The sequence below is a fragment of the Nocardia glycosmidis genome (genome assembly GCF_052545115.1).
This window is the reverse complement of record NZ_JBQWRH010000016.1, coordinates 82918-96936: the sequence shown is the minus strand read 5'-3', so window position 1 is coordinate 96936 and position 14019 is coordinate 82918. Positions and strand designations below refer to the sequence as shown.

Here is a 14019-nt window from a genome sequence, read left to right as displayed (position 1 = left end):
ACGGATCGGCGGCCTCGGTCAGCTCCGCGGCGATGACGGGAACTCCGGCCTCGCGTCGGCGGCACCGGACTCCTCGATGCCGACCGGCTCGGCGACCGAAGTCTCGGCAGCGCCGGATCCGGCCCCGGAAGCGAGCGCGGTGGTCGACGCCGCCGTATCAGCCGTCTCGCCTTCAGCTGTGGCCGCAACTCCCGCGGTCGCAGCTGGGCTCGACAGCTTTCCGGCCTGCTCGGCGACGGTGGCGGACACCTCGCTCGCGATCCGCACGGCTGGATCTGCGCCCGCATCCGCCGCGGGCCCGGTGGGATCGTGCTCGGTGACGCGAGACGCGGGCTCGGCCCGCTCCGGCTCCAGCGAGATCATCTCGATCGCCGAGTCGTCGTACGCCTCGTAGAGCGGGGACCCGCTGCCGCTGGGCACCACGGTGTCGGAGTGGGCACCGCAGCCGTAGGTGACATGCACGACGTGCCCATCGGCGCCCATGGCGTTGGCGCACACTCCGAACGCGGCACGCAGCGACCCGGCCAACGGCAGATAGAAGCCGCAGGTCCCGCAGGTTCCCGCTGCCGCCTTGGCCATCTCGGAATCGGGGCCGTATTCGGCGTACCAACGCTCGGCGGCCCCTTCGCGGCCTTCCCTGCTCATCACCTTGGTACGGCCGAGGCCGACCTCATAGGCGACTTCGTCGACCACCGGATCGCCGGTCGCGAGATAACCGGGCACCAACCTGTGGTCGTCGGCGGCCGGCGCCAGCAGATCTCCGGGCGCGAGGTCACCGGGGCGAATGCGGCGCTCCCACGGCACGAAATCCGGTGCGACCAAGGCCTCGGGGCCGGGCAGCAGCGCGGACTCGCTGACCGTCGCGTACTCGGCCTCGGGCGGCGCGGCCACCACGACCGCCCACTGCCAGCCGCGATAGCCGGGCAACGTGGCTTCGAACCTGTGCGTCGCCGAACTCTCGTCCTCGGCGATCACGCCCAGGTGTACCCCAACCGCCACCGGTTCCAACTCCAGGAGCGCACGGCGGGCCAGGTCTACGGCATCAGCCAGAATCGGCCGCACGCCGGACTCCGAAACAGAAACTGCGCTCACGGCCTACATTTTGCCGTATGGAACGCAATCGGCGTCGGTTGGCCACCGGTGTGCTGGTCGGTCTGCTCGTTGGGAGCGGATGCGGCGCCCCCGAGGACCCGACGCCCAGGATGAAGGTCGAGGTCGTCGGCACCAGACCACACGATCGGCAGGCGTTCACCCAGGGACTCGAGGTCGACGGCGACATTCTTTACGAAAGCACCGGCCTCGTCGGCGTGTCGAGCGTGCGCGCGTACCGGCTCGCCACGGGCGAGGAGCTGGCCAGGGTGGAATTACCCGCGCCTTATTTCGGCGAAGGCATCACCCTCGCCGGTGCTACCGTCTGGCAGCTCACCTGGCGGGACGGCGTAGCGATCGCCAGGGACCCGGCCACGCTCGCCGAACGCGGCAGGGCAAGCTACGACGGCGAGGGCTGGGGCGTGTGCTCGCGGGATGGGCGACTCGTGATGAGCGACGGCACCGACCGGCTCACCTTCCGTGATCCGGTCACCTTCGCACCAACCGGCACTGTCACGCTGACCAGCCGGCACAATGCGCGCCTCAACGAACTCGAATGCGCGGCGGACGGGTCGGTCTACGCCAACGATTGGCCCACCGACACCATCCTGCGCATCGACCCGCAGTCCGGCCGCGTCCTGGCGGCCATCGACGCCGCCGGTTTGCTCCCCGCGACCGTGCGGGCCGGCGCCGACGCGCTCAATGGCCTCGCCCAATTGCCCGGCACCGACCGGTTCCTGATCACCGGCAAGAACTGGCCGACCATGTTCGAAGTCCGCTTCACTCCGGCCTGAGCGCGACCCGATAGCGGATCCGGCGCGCTGCCGCGGAGCGCGGGTGAACGCCCAGGACAGGAGTACGCCAGAATTGAAGGCGTGACTACTCCCCGCGAACCTTCGGGTCCCGACCGTGATCGGTGGGAACGCGAGGAGTCCATGCCGTTCGAACGGCACCCTGGTTTCGACCGATACCCGCCACCGAACGCGCCGCGTCGCCGCAGGCCGCTGCCACCGCTGGAGACGGATACCCGACGCGCCTCCGGTCGCTACGGCCAACCGGCATCCCCGGCGCCAGGTCGAGGCGAGCAGGCGCCGGACCATCCGGAGGCCGAACGCTTGCCGCGCGGAAACGACAGCGATCAGCCGAAGTCCTCCGGTCGCGTGTTCCCTCCTCGCCCGCAACCGCCGGGTGATACCGAACCGCCGCGCCGCCCGGGGCCCGACCATCCCGAGACCCTCGTCCAGGACCAGGTCGAACCACCCGAGACCTCGGCTCCGCCCGGCCGGCAACGCGTCCCCCGCAAGCTCACTGTTACCCGCGTCGCCGCTATGCGCGGCAGGGAACTCACCGAAAAGGGCATCGCGACCTTCCAGCGCGCGGCTAAGGCCGACGGCGCGGACAAGTCGGGACTCACGGCGCTCACCTACGCGACCATGGCGAACTTCGCCCTCGACGCCGCCATCGCGGTGGCACTGGCCAACACCTTGTTCTTCGCCAGCGCCACCGCGGAGAGCAAGCTGAAAGTCGCGCTGTACCTGCTGATCACAATCGCGCCGTTCGCCGTGATCGCACCACTGATCGGCCCGATGCTCGATCGTCTGCAGCGCGGCCGCCGACTCGCGCTGGCCACGTCGTTCGCGTTGCGCGCGGTGGTCGCGGTGGTCCTGATCATCGAGTTCGACACGTGGGCGCTATACCCGCTCGCCCTGTGCATGATGATCGGCAGCAAATCGTTCGCCGTGCTGAAGAGCGCGGTGACGCCCCGCGTCTTGCCGCCCGATATCGACCTGGTCCGCACCAATTCCCGGCTCACGGTGTTCGGTCTGGTCGGCGGCACCATCGGCGCGGGCGCGATCGCCGGGCTCGCCGCCGTCATCGCGGACTCCAGCGGCGCGTTGGTTTTCGCGATGCTGATCGCCTGCGCCGGCACGTATCTGAGCCTGCGCATACCGTCGTGGGTCGAAGTCACCGAAGGCGAAGTCCCCGCGACGTTGAGCTATCACGGCCCCGACGCGCACACCGAGGTGCTCTCCTCCGGCAAAGAGTCGGCGGTGCCGCCGCGCAAGCGCAGGCAGCCGCTCGGCCGTGCGGTGGTGACCGGGTTATGGGGCAATGGCGCCATCCGCGTGCTCACCGGGTTCCTGACCTTCTACATCGCGTTCGTCGCCAAGGCGACCGAGCATCGTCCGGTGCAGCAGGCCGCCATGCTCGGGGTGGTCGGCGTCGCAGCGGCCGTCGGCAATTTCGCGGGGAACGCGACCGGTGCGCGCCTCGAACTCGGCAGGCCCGCGCTGATCGTGCTCGGCTGCACCGCGGCGTGCGCGTTCGTCGCGCTGTTCGCGACGTTCACCGACAATCTGCTGGGCGCGGCGGTCGCCGCCCTGGTGGCGGCCGCGATGAGCGCGCTGGCCAAAGTGTCGCTGGACGCCTCGATCCAGGACGATCTGCCGCCCGAGTCGATCGCATCCGGTTTCGGACGCTCGGAGACCGTTCTGCAGCTCAGCTGGGTTGTCGGCGGGGCGGCGGGCGTACTGCTGCCGACCACGTACTGGAAGGGTTTCGCGGTGATCACCGCGATAGTCGTGATCGGCTTGGTGCAGACTTTCGTCAGCTTCCGAGGGCACTCGCTGCTGCCCGGCCTCGGCGGCAACCGTCCGCAACATGCGGAGCAAGAGGTTCCGGCGCCCCGGCCACACGTGCACCCGGCGAGCACACCCCGTAGGCACGGCTACGCGTCGCGGCGCAGCGACACCACACGCATCCAACGAGGGCAAGGAGACCCGCTCTGGTGAGCAAGCTCAACGCACGCACGATCGTCGCGCTGATCGCGGCCGCACTGCTCGTGCTCACCGTCGCCTTCGTAGGCGTGCTGGCGGTGCTGATCCGCAATGCCGAGCAGCCCGATGTCACCCTGACCGCCTACGCGCACGGCAAGACAGTCACCGTCCGGCCGTTCAGCTATTGCGCGGTCACCATGCAGGACTGCCGCATCCTGCCCGAGGACACCGCGGCAGGCACGCTTTTCGGGACCCTGCCCTGTGCCCCCGATGCCCCGGACTGCCACCGCGGCCGCACCGTGGAACTCGAGGTCCCCGCCGGCTACCCGCTGCAACTGTCGCTGCCGAAGGAGGTCGCCGACGCTCCCTGGCTCGCGGAACTCGTCTACATCCTCCCGTCCGGCGAGAAGGTGGACCGGGTGATCAGCCGCAACGACTACCCCGACCGGGCCCTCGCGCTGACCATCGAGTCGAAACCCGAGCCCGACCTGCGCCTCGTCGGTGTCGAATTCCAGCTCCCGATCCTCGCGCGCGACGAAACGGGCAAGGAGTTCTACCTCCCGCACGCCACCTGGTCGATCAGTACGGCGTAAGGCGGCCGCGAGGCACATCGCTGGGTCAACGCCGCCACTGCGACGGTGACCTCGACCGTCGCGACAGTTAGCTGTCCAACTCGCGGGCCACCGCGCGGACGACTTCCGAGATGCGCTGTGCCGTCTTGTGATCCGGGTACTTGCCCTTGCGCAGGTCGGGCTGCACCTTCGCTTCGAGCAGGGTGATCATGTCCTCGACCATGCCGTGCAACTCGTCGGGAGTATGCCTGCGCGGGGCAGGTTCCTTGCGCGCGTTGCGTTCCTGGCCCTGCCGCACCGACGGCGGAGCCTCCAGCAGTTTGAGACTCAACGCCTGCGGGCCGCGCCGCCCCGCCGCCATACCGAACTCGACGCGCTGCCCGGGCTTGAGGCCCTCGACGCCCTGAGGCAGTGCGGACGAGCGGACATAGACGTCCTCACCCTCGTCCTGGGAAAGGAAGCCGAAGCCCTTTTCGACGTCGTACCACTTCACCCTGCCGGTCGGCACTGCGCTCACCCGTTCATCATCGAAAACTCGGACCCCTACGGCCCGAGCACATCCGTCTGCTGGTCCGGTCCCGCGATGGCGCCGCGACCAGTCCGTTTCTTGTGCGAAAAGAACGCGCCCAGCACGATTGCGGGACGCGATTGCCCATCGAGTCTACCCCGGCGCGAATAGCGCGAGCACATGAGTTTTACCGTCGAGCCGTGACGAACTCTTCCACTCCGACTCCGTCCGGCGGCGGGCAACGGCGCCCCGGCGATTGGTTGCTGCGGCTCGCGGTTTGCCTGTTCGCACTGGGATTACTGGCGATCATTGTCATCTTCGCCACGCCGGTGCTGACCGACGGCCAACCGGGGCTGTGGCTGTATTTCGGCGCCCTGCTCGCGCCGCTGGGATTCATACTCGCCCTCCTTTTCGCGCTCCGCTCCGGTCGGCGATCGCGCTGACGCGGAGGTCGGCGTGTGGCGCCGCCCGTCAACCAGCAGCCGAAACAATCGGTGCCCACCCACGACGTCTTGTGATCCTAGTCACATAACGAGAAGGTCACAAAGTAATGACAGTACGAGACTTGATGCTGTTGCGGCTCGCCTAGCTGCGCCTAAGTCGTTCCGAGCGTTCGAGATCGGGTCGAGACCCGTTCGTACACGCCGGTTACCAAATAGTGATTTTTCCCGCCGATCGTCGTACCGTCTTACCCAGCCGGGACACCCGGCTACCACCGGCCCGCCGCACCGAGCCTCGCCCCGCGGGAACCGGAACCCCAACGGAAACGTAGGGGCGAGGGCGGAACGGACGACCTCTCAGTCCGAACCCGAACCGAAGACGTCGCAGGTGCGCCGAGAGGAAGACGAACCAGATATGAGTGGACGCCATCGCAAGCCAAGCTCGACCGGTCGCACGGTAGCCAAGGTTGCCGTCACCGGCGCCATCATCGGCACCGCCGGTGTAGCGTTCGCAGGCAACGCCAGCGCGGCACCCGACTCCGACTGGGATCAACTCGCTCAGTGCGAGGCCGGCGGCAACTGGGGAATCAACACCGGCAACGGTTTCCAGGGCGGGCTGCAGTTCTCGCCGAGCACCTGGCGCGCCCACGGCGGCCAGGAGTACGCCGCCTCCGCCAACCAGGCCAGCCGCGAGCAGCAGATCGCCGTCGCCGAGAAGGTGCTCGCCTCACAGGGCTGGGGCGCCTGGCCCGCCTGCTCGTCCAAGCTCGGCCTGAGCAGTGCGCCCACCCAGCGCAGCGCACCCGCCACCCAAACCCCGAGCTGGAACGCCGCCCCGCAGGCCGCGCAGGCCGCGCCGCAGGACAGTACCCAGCAACTCTTCACCGCGGTCGACCGCGCCCTCGAGGTCGTGCAAGCCCAGGGCGTGCAGGTGCCCAAGGAGGCCCTCGACTTCGTCAACGCCGCCAAGGCGAGCGGAATCATCGACCCGGCGATCGTGAACTTCTACGAGACGAACAAGGGTCTGCTCCCGTCCTGACCATCACGCTCATGCAGAAGGGCCCCGCATCGAGGATGCGGGGCCCTTCTTCGTTCTCGAGAACGTCGTACTCGAGAACGCTGTAGTCGAGAACGTTCCGATCGCGCGCTCAGCGGTTGATCACCGTGTTCGGGTGCATGTAGGGCAGTTGCTCGGCGGGGAGCGGAAACTCGGTGTCCTCGCCGTAGGGCGAGAGACCACCGGAGCGGGCCGAGGAGAGCTCGGTGACCGCGTGGTCACCGTCGGCGACCTTCGGCCAGCCGTTGTCGACATAGGGTTTCTTCGATTTGTTCACCACGGGCCCATGCTAGCTTCCCGGCCTCTGCGGGCCTGCAAGCCGTACTGGTCAGGTGACATGAGACGCACCGCCGGTCGTACGTCGGGTGAGCTCGGGTTTCGGGTGTTCCCGGCGAGCCGCCCAGGTACTTGCGAAATCAAGTGTGGCGTGACGGATCCGATCGCCCGGCCCTGGCGTCGTAGGGTAGATGAGATGACCGCGACCGACTCCCTCGCCGGATGGCTCGGTGGCCGCAGTGATGCCCAGCTCGTCACGCTGCTGCAACTTCGGCCCGACCTGGCCGTGCCCCTGCCCTCCTCGATGGCTGTGCTCGCCGCTCGTACCGAGCAGCGCGCGTCGGTGCTGCGCACCACGGAGGAACTGAACACACTCGAATTCGCCATTCTGGAAACCCTTGCGCTGCACGGCGCGGCGCACACCGCGGGCGGTGGCCCGCTGCACGGCGACGAGCTGTACGCGCGGCTGAGCGAACGGGTGCCCGCCGCCGCGATCGATGACGCACTCGAGCGCCTGACCGCACGCGCGCTGATGTGGCTCGATGACCAGCAGCGCTGGCATCTGATCCCGGCAGCCGCCGAGGCACTGCCGTGGCCGATCGGCAGCGCGACCGAGATTCCCGACGCGCTCACCGAACCCGAGGTTGTCACCGCCCTCGCCGACCTCGCGCCCGCCGAACTCGCCCTGCTGGACAAGCTGGCCAGGACCGGTCCCCGCGGACGTACCCGAGACGCCGCACCGGGCACGTCCGCCGACCGCCCGATTCAGCGGCTGCTCGCGAGCAGGCTGCTGCACTGGATCGATGATGAGACGGTCGAATTGCCCGTCACCGTGGGCCAAGTGCTGCGCCGGGAACCGGTCACCCACCCGCATGCGCTGACCCCGCCGCAGCCGCGCCCGGCCGAGTATTCGCCCGCCGAGGTCGACGCCGTCGCCGCGGGCGAGGTAGGCGAGCTGTTGCGGCACTGCGCCGGCGTGCTCGACGTGCTCGGCCAAGCTCCCGCGCCGGCGTTGCGCGCAGGCGGACTCGGTGTGCGGGAGCTGCGCCGCATCGCCAAACAGGCCGGCGTCGACGAGCCGAGGGCCGGTTTGCTGGTCGAACTTCTGGCGGCGGCGAAACTTCTGGAGAAGGGTTTGCCGGACCCACCACCGGAGTTCGACTCGACCGACGACTTCTGGGCGCCGACCCCCGCGGTGGATGCTTGGCTGCAAGCGCCGCCGGCGCGGCGCTGGGCCACCCTCGCCCGCGCCTGGCTCGACTTGGACCGGATGCCGTGGATGATCGGCATGCGCGACGCCAACGACAAGCCGCTGGCGGCACTGTCGCTGGAGCTGCGCACCCCGCACGCACCGCCGGACCGGCGCACCATCCTCGGCCTGCTCGCGGAGCACCCCTCCGGCACTGCGCTGGACCCCGCGGATATCGGCCGGGTCCTGGCGTGGCGGCAGCCGCGCCGCCGCCGCAACTTCCGGCCGGAGGTGGTCGAGCAGACCCTGGCCGAGGCAGCGGCCCTCGGCTTCGTCGGCCGCGGCGCACTCGGCTCACCAGCGCGGGCGCTGTTGCACGGGGCGGCGACCGACCTGACCGCCGCCGAGGCGCAGATGGAGGCGGCGCTGCCGGAACCGGTCGACCACGTCCTGGTCCAAGCGGATCTGACGGTGATCGCCCCCGGCCCGCTGACAACCGACCTGCAGCATGGCATCGCTCTCGTCGGGGACGTCGAATCGGCCGGTGCGGCAACGGTGTATCGGATCAGCGAGTCCTCGGTACGCCGCGCCCTCGACGCGGGCTTGACCGCGGCAGAGCTGCACGCCTTGTTCGCCAAGCATTCCCGGACGCCGATCCCGCAGGCCCTCAGCTACCTGATCGATGACGTGGCGCGGCGGCACGGTCAGCTGCGAGCGGGTATGGCACAGTCGTTCCTCCGCACCGACGACCCGGCGCTGCTCGCCCAGGTGCTCTCCGCGCCGGTCGCGAACGCGTTGGCGCTGCGGTCCATCGCGCCGACGGTGGCCATTGCCCAGGCGCCCCTGAGCGAAGTGCTGGAACAGTTACGGGCGGCCGGTTTCGCGCCCGCGGGCGAGGATTCCGCGGGCGCGATCGTCGATCTGCGCCCACGCGGCGCACGGATCGCGGTGCGGCCCGCCGCGCGGCAGCCGTATCGCCCGACACCGCCCAGCGCTGAGCAGCTGGAACTGCTGGTGGCGGAACTGCGTGCGGGCGAACGCGCCGCGAGCGCCCGCTCGGGTCAGGCGGTGCGGCCGGACGGCACCCGGACCAATACCGCGGCGACGCTGGCCCTGCTCCAGCTGGCGGCGCGAGTGCGACGATCGGTGAACATCGGATACGTCGACGCCCAGGGTGTCGCCACCCAGCGGGTGGTGGAGCCGTTGAAGGTGGGCAACGGTCAGTTGGACGCGTTGGACCCGGTGACCGGCGCGGTCCGGCACTTCACCCTGCACCGGATCGCGTCGGTTGCGCTGCTGGAGTGATCAGCTCTTCGGCTTCGCCGTGCAGAAGGTCGCCTTGGGATCGGTTTCGATGAGCCGGAAGCCATCGGCGTCCGCGCCGCACAGCAATTCGTCGGCTTGACCGTCGATGCGCTTGAGCACGCGGAAAGTCGCCTCCGACGAACCGCAGTCGACGTGCTTGTAACCGGTCGCACTGCTCTCGTTGTAGCAGCGGCCTTCCTTGAAGTTCGGCGCCAGGCACAAGAACGCAGTGGTGCCGCCGGCCAGGGTCTCCTCGTAGGAGGTGTAGTCGGCGGCACAGTCGGTCTTCTTGTCGTAGGACTGTGCGACCGTGTACACGGCCTTGTCCGACGAGCAGTCGACCGGCTCGGTCTTGGAATCGACCGTCGAGCCCTCGATGACATTGATGCAGTCGCCGGCCTTGGCCTTGGCCGTGTCGGATTTGCCCGCGTCCTGGATCAACGAACATCCGGCCACCGCGACCACCGCCGCGGCCGCCGCGACGAGGGTGAGCACAACCCGCGCCAGTAGCCTCGCTGCTGGAAACTTCACCTGTAAACCTCTCTCACCGAACACGTTCACGGGCTCGTGAACGCGGTGAGGATACCCTCCGCCTCTCCGGGTCTTCAGGCCGTATCAGTCAGGTGGGGGTAGGTTTGCGTTCAGGTCCTGCGTGGGGTGGTAGTCGGGTTTTGGGCGTTCCCGGTGAGTTACCCATGTACTTCTGAGATCAGCTGTTGCGTGCTCGAGCCGACTGCGTTGCTCGGGTCGCAGCACGTGGCGCCGTCGATGTTCGGGTCGCGAAGTCAAGTTTCTCGAAGCGGTGAGGTTCGCTACAGTTCACTGGCAACGCCTTTCGCATCCCTACGGAATGGACGTTTGTCCAGTACCCGGATGCTGTCGCCGTACCAGCCCGAGTCGTTAGGCTTGGCCGGTATGAAGGTCCAGGACGTCGCGCATGACCTGTACGGACTCGCTCCCGCTGAGTTCGTCGCCGCGCGCGCCGACCGGGTCGCCGCGGCGAAGCAGGCGGGCGATAAGCAACTCGCAGCCGCAATCGGCAAACTGCGTAAACCCACCCTCTCCGCATGGACGGCGAATCTGCTCGCCCGCGCGGCGCCCGACGACGTAGCCGCGCTGCTGCGGCTGGGCGCGGCGCTGGCCGCGGCACAGCGGGAGCTGTCCGGCGAGCAGCTGCGCAGCCTCACCGCCCAGCGGCAGCAGCTGGTCACAGCGCTGGCCAAGAAGGCGGGAGCGTTGGCCGCCGAGCACGGAAACCCGGTAGGCGAGGGCGTCCTGCGGGAGGTGGGCCAGACGTTGACGGCGGCCCTCGCCGAGCCGGACGTGGCCGAGCGACTGCGCACCGGCACGCTCGCCACGGCGGCGAGCTACGAAGGCTTCGGGCCGAGCGGACCGCATCTACTCGCCGTGCCCGGACCGTCGACGCCGCATCGAGCGCCGTCGACGGCGCTCGACACCGCGCGCCGAGAGCTGGACGACGCGGAGGAAGCACTCGAAGCCGCTCAGGCGGAACGAGATTCGGCTCAGCAGGCGGTCGATGACGCGACGCGGGCACTGGCCGACATCGACGCGCGAATAGCGGCACTGCGCGAGGAACTCACACACGCCGAGCAGCAGCGCCAGTTCCGCAAGTCCGCCGAGCGGTCGGCGAAGGAGCATTTGCACGCCGCGCGGCGCCGGCTCGATCACGCCGAACGCCGCATGACAAAGGCCAGTCAGCACCTCGACGGCGAGTAATCACCACTGCCCCGGGACACACGACTCGGCAACGCAAACATCGCTGACGCCACCAACTCCACCCGAGCCACACACTCCGCCACGAGCCGGACATGTTTGCTCCACGTGACAACTGATCTCAGAAGTACATGGGTAACTCACCGGGAACGCCCAAAACCCGAGTACCACCCCACGCAGGACCTGAACGCGAACCCACCCCACCTGACCGGTACGGCCTAAAGACCCGGAGAGGCGGACCAGCCCGGGAACAGATACTCCTCCGGCGGTAGTTCGGTGCGGTTGAGCCACGCGTCGAAAAAGCCGACGAGATTCATGGGCGACCTGGACTGCACAAACGCGCGGAATTCCGGCATGGAAGCGTTGCCATAGGCATGCGCCGCGAGGAAATCTCGAACAGCCGGGAAGAACACCGCATCGCCGATCTGCTTGCGCAGCGCGTGCAGGAACAGCGGGCCACGGTAGTAGACCGAGGTGAATTCGTTTCCGGCGCCGGGGTTTTCCAGCGGAATGCTCCAGAATTTCGCATTGTCGCGGGACCTGCGGATGGTCTCGCGGTAGTCGTCGTCGACGTTCCTGCCCGCCATCCGCTCCGGCCACAGGTAATCGGCGGTATAGCTGGCGAAGCACTCGTTGAGGCAGATGTCCGACCAGTGGCGCACCGACACCCAGTCACCCCACCACTGGTGCGCGATCTCGTGCACGACGGTCTGCAAGTCGATCATCGGCGCGTAGAGCGGCCGCGTCTGGGTTTCCAGCGAAAATCCGATATCGGCGTCCAGGTAGATGCCGCCGGCGGTATCGAATGGGTAGGGGCCATAAAGGCTTTCGATGAAGTCGAGGATCTCCGGCAGACGCTGCTCGGTTTCGCGCTGCTCTTGCGCGTCCGGTGCGAACGCGCTGACCAGCGGGGTGCCATTGGCACGGCGCTGCTCGAGGTAGTCGAACTTGTCGATCGCGACGGTGGTCAGATAGCCGACCACGGGTTTGGTGCTCACCCAGCTGACCGCCCGCTTGTCCCCGCGCAGCACGTTCTCAGTTCGCACACCGTTGGACACCACCTCCCATTCCGCGGGAACGGTGGCGTGCAGCGCGAAGGTGGCTTTGTCGAGCGGGGTGTCGTTGAGCGGGTACCAACTCGTCGCGGAGTGCGGCTCGCCGGCGACGAATGCGCCGCCGCTGGGAGCGAAGGTCCATCCCTCGCCTTCGGTGTTCACCGCGGGACCCGCGTAGTCGACCGTGACGATGAACGGCAGGCCGGGCAGCAGCGGGAGCAGCGGCGTCACGGTCAACTCGTGCTCGCCGTTGCGTTCGAACGCGGCGGGCAGCTGGTTCACCGTCACCATGCGCAGCTGCGGCCCCGCGAAGTCGAGGTTGAACCTGGCCAGCCCCTGGGTGGCCGTGGCGGAGATCTTGGTGGTTCCAGTGAGCCAGTGGGTCGGCGGGTCGTAGTCGATGGCGACGTCGTAGTGCTGGACGTCGTAGCCGCCGTTGCCATCCAGCGGATAGTAGGGGTCGCCCAGGCCCGGCGCGCCGACCAGCGGGTCAATTGGCGCGTCCGCGTTCGCGGGCGTCGGCGACACGGCGACGAGCGCACCGGCGACCGCGGCGCACATCCAGCCGGACAACCTCATCCGAACAACCACCCCTCTACCCGCCCTGTTTCGATGCCGACGCACCGGCCTCGCAGGAGCGTAGCCGGTTCAGTCGGCGCTGCCGGTCAACGCCACGGACGCGCCGACACCGAAGATCATCACGCCGCCGGCGCCACCAACCGCCTCCAGCCGGCGCGGTGACCGGGCGAACCAGGACCTGGCCGAGGCGGCGAGCAGCGCCCACGCACTATCGGACACGAGCGCGATGCCGAGGAAGACCGTACCGAGAAGCAGGAATTGCCAGGACAACGAGCCCGCGGACGGGTCCGCGAAGTGCGGCAGCACCGCGGAGAAGAAAACGATCGCCTTGGGGTTGGTGAGCCCGACGATCGCGCTCTGGCGCAGTACCCGCGCATCGGATGTCGGCTCGATCGTGGCGCCCAGCGCCGCACGCAACGCCCCGCGTCGGCGAATTGCTTGAATTCCCAGATACATCAGATACAGCGCGCCCGCGAACTTGACCACGGCCAGCGCCAGCGCCGACGCCGTGAGCAGCGCGCCCAGCCCGATCGCGACCAGGACCAACGCCACGTAGATGCCCACGGAATGGCCGAGCACCGACAACAGCGCCGCCCGCCGACCGAGGGTGAGCGCGCGACCGACGGTGAACAGCACGCCGGGACCCGGCACCACGATGATGATGATCGCGGCCACGACGAATGCCAGCAAATTGGACGCTGGGACCATCTTCCGAGTGTATGCCCGCGCACAACCGGAAAACCCGGGCTTCGCAGCCGGATTCAGGAACCGAGGCCACCGGGCAGCTGGTGCGGATCGAGCAGCAGCCGTTTCGTGGTGGTGCGTCGCACCTTGTCGGCGAGGGTGAGATTGTCGGTGAGCAGCCGCCACTCGACCTCGCTGATCGCGGCGCGGGCGCGTTCGATGACCGAACCGTCGGTGGTGCCCCAGGCGATCGGCATAGCGTTCACCGACAGCCAGCGCTCGCCGACCTGCCGCGGCGCCCGGTCGGTGCGCACCGCGACCGAGGGCACCCGTTCGCCCGCCTTGGCCTGATGGCCGGGCAGTGTGCGGACCTTCCTGGTGACGAGGGCGTAGCGCGGATCGGGGGCGTCCGGCGTGGACACGTCGACCAGGGCGAGCAGCACGACACCGGACCGGCAGGTCTGCGAGACCACCGCGGGGACCAGCTCGCCGTCCGCATAGAGCTTGTCGATGCTGGAATGCCTGGGCGTCCACAGTGCCACCCACAGCGCGGTCACCGCGCCGAGCGCGAACGCGATCGCGAGCAGATACGCCCAGGGGTGGTTCAGCCAGATCAGCAACGCCGTGGCGGCCGCCGCGACCACCGCGGCGGCGATCGCCATGAGGCGCAGGCGTCGAAGGTCGGCGAAGACTTCGTTGACCGCATGGGCATGTCTGCGGTCCACCGCGAATTCGAAGCGTCGCACGCTCTCAT

The 14019-nt window shown here is 68.6% G+C and carries 14 protein-coding genes; 7 read left to right on the top strand and 7 right to left on the bottom strand.

What is annotated here, in order from left to right:
* Positions 1 to 18: 18 nt before the first annotated feature.
* Positions 19 to 1092: a DUF3027 domain-containing protein gene (locus tag ACT86A_RS20380; protein ID WP_445093760.1), complete on the bottom strand. Its 1074-nt coding sequence runs from the start codon at positions 1090 to 1092 to the stop codon at positions 19 to 21.
* A 17-nt stretch (positions 1093 to 1109) separates the two neighbouring features.
* On the opposite strand from ACT86A_RS20380, the gene ACT86A_RS20375 reads away from it, so the two are divergent.
* The 3 genes from ACT86A_RS20375 (at position 1110) to ACT86A_RS20365 (ending at position 4459) form a co-directional block, all read left to right on the top strand.
* Positions 1110 to 1883: a glutaminyl-peptide cyclotransferase gene (locus ACT86A_RS20375; protein WP_445093759.1), complete on the top strand. Its 774-nt coding sequence runs from the start codon at positions 1110 to 1112 to the stop codon at positions 1881 to 1883.
* 81 nt (positions 1884 to 1964) lie between these two features.
* Positions 1965 to 3881 (top strand): MFS transporter, encoded by a 1917-nt coding sequence (locus ACT86A_RS20370; protein ID WP_445093758.1) that lies wholly within the window; start codon positions 1965 to 1967, stop codon positions 3879 to 3881.
* Positions 3878 to 4459, top strand: a complete 582-nt coding sequence (locus ACT86A_RS20365; RefSeq protein WP_445093757.1) for a DUF2771 domain-containing protein — start codon at positions 3878 to 3880, stop codon at positions 4457 to 4459. The genes ACT86A_RS20370 and ACT86A_RS20365 overlap by 4 nt, the downstream gene beginning before the upstream one ends.
* Before the next feature lie 67 nt (positions 4460 to 4526).
* Here ACT86A_RS20365 and ACT86A_RS20360 read toward each other — a convergent pair whose 3' ends face one another.
* Positions 4527 to 4946 carry a cold-shock protein gene (locus ACT86A_RS20360; RefSeq protein ID WP_445093832.1) on the bottom strand — a complete coding sequence of 140 codons (420 nt, stop codon included), beginning with the start codon at positions 4944 to 4946 and terminating at the stop codon, positions 4527 to 4529.
* Positions 4947 to 5146: 200 nt separating this feature from the next.
* On the opposite strand from ACT86A_RS20360, the gene ACT86A_RS20355 reads away from it, so the two are divergent.
* Entirely contained in the window at positions 5147 to 5389 is a 243-nt protein-coding gene (locus tag ACT86A_RS20355; protein ID WP_445093756.1) for a hypothetical protein, read from the top strand.
* A gap of 412 nt (positions 5390 to 5801) precedes the next feature.
* Positions 5802 to 6425, top strand: a complete 624-nt coding sequence (locus ACT86A_RS20350; RefSeq protein ID WP_445093755.1) for a resuscitation-promoting factor Rpf1 domain-containing protein — start codon at positions 5802 to 5804, stop codon at positions 6423 to 6425.
* 109 nt (positions 6426 to 6534) lie between these two features.
* Here the strand turns inward: ACT86A_RS20350 and ACT86A_RS20345 are convergent, their stop codons facing one another.
* Positions 6535 to 6723 (bottom strand): hypothetical protein, encoded by a 189-nt coding sequence (locus ACT86A_RS20345; RefSeq protein ID WP_445093754.1) that lies wholly within the window; start codon positions 6721 to 6723, stop codon positions 6535 to 6537.
* A 192-nt stretch (positions 6724 to 6915) separates the two neighbouring features.
* On the opposite strand from ACT86A_RS20345, the gene ACT86A_RS20340 reads away from it, so the two are divergent.
* Positions 6916 to 9213 carry a helicase-associated domain-containing protein gene (locus tag ACT86A_RS20340; protein WP_445093753.1) on the top strand — a complete coding sequence of 766 codons (2298 nt, stop codon included), beginning with the start codon at positions 6916 to 6918 and terminating at the stop codon, positions 9211 to 9213.
* On the opposite strand, the gene ACT86A_RS20335 is transcribed toward ACT86A_RS20340, so the two are convergent.
* Positions 9214 to 9744, bottom strand: a complete 531-nt coding sequence (locus tag ACT86A_RS20335; protein ID WP_445093752.1) for an LppU/SCO3897 family protein — start codon at positions 9742 to 9744, stop codon at positions 9214 to 9216.
* Positions 9745 to 10128: 384 nt separating this feature from the next.
* Here ACT86A_RS20335 and ACT86A_RS20330 point away from each other — a divergent pair, with 384 nt between their 5' ends.
* Positions 10129 to 10950, top strand: a complete 822-nt coding sequence (locus ACT86A_RS20330; RefSeq protein ID WP_445093751.1) for a hypothetical protein — start codon at positions 10129 to 10131, stop codon at positions 10948 to 10950.
* Positions 10951 to 11165: 215 nt separating this feature from the next.
* Here the strand turns inward: ACT86A_RS20330 and ACT86A_RS20325 are convergent, their stop codons facing one another.
* The 3 genes from ACT86A_RS20325 to ACT86A_RS20315 all read right to left on the bottom strand — a co-directional run bounded on the left by ACT86A_RS20325 (position 11166) and on the right by ACT86A_RS20315 (position 14011).
* Positions 11166 to 12581 (bottom strand): M1 family metallopeptidase, encoded by a 1416-nt coding sequence (locus ACT86A_RS20325; protein WP_445093750.1) that lies wholly within the window; start codon positions 12579 to 12581, stop codon positions 11166 to 11168.
* A gap of 69 nt (positions 12582 to 12650) precedes the next feature.
* Positions 12651 to 13289 (bottom strand): LysE family translocator, encoded by a 639-nt coding sequence (locus tag ACT86A_RS20320; RefSeq protein ID WP_445093749.1) that lies wholly within the window; start codon positions 13287 to 13289, stop codon positions 12651 to 12653.
* 53 nt (positions 13290 to 13342) lie between these two features.
* Positions 13343 to 14011 carry a DUF3239 domain-containing protein gene (locus tag ACT86A_RS20315; RefSeq protein ID WP_445093748.1) on the bottom strand — a complete coding sequence of 223 codons (669 nt, stop codon included), beginning with the start codon at positions 14009 to 14011 and terminating at the stop codon, positions 13343 to 13345.
* Between the last annotated feature and the right edge of the window lie 8 nt (positions 14012 to 14019).

Excerpts from the sequence above, each read along its gene's own strand:
- ACT86A_RS20325 (WP_445093750.1), bottom strand. The coding sequence starts at position 12,581 with ATGAGGTTGTCCGGCTGGATGTGCGCCGCGGTCGCCGGTGCGCTCGTC.
- ACT86A_RS20375 (WP_445093759.1), top strand. The coding sequence starts at position 1,110 with ATGGAACGCAATCGGCGTCGGTTGGCCACCGGTGTGCTGGTCGGTCTG.
- ACT86A_RS20340 (WP_445093753.1), top strand. The coding sequence starts at position 6,916 with ATGACCGCGACCGACTCCCTCGCCGGATGGCTCGGTGGCCGCAGTGAT.
- ACT86A_RS20330 (WP_445093751.1), top strand. The coding sequence starts at position 10,129 with ATGAAGGTCCAGGACGTCGCGCATGACCTGTACGGACTCGCTCCCGCT.
- ACT86A_RS20320 (WP_445093749.1), bottom strand. The coding sequence starts at position 13,289 with ATGGTCCCAGCGTCCAATTTGCTGGCATTCGTCGTGGCCGCGATCATC.
- ACT86A_RS20350 (WP_445093755.1), top strand. The coding sequence starts at position 5,802 with ATGAGTGGACGCCATCGCAAGCCAAGCTCGACCGGTCGCACGGTAGCC.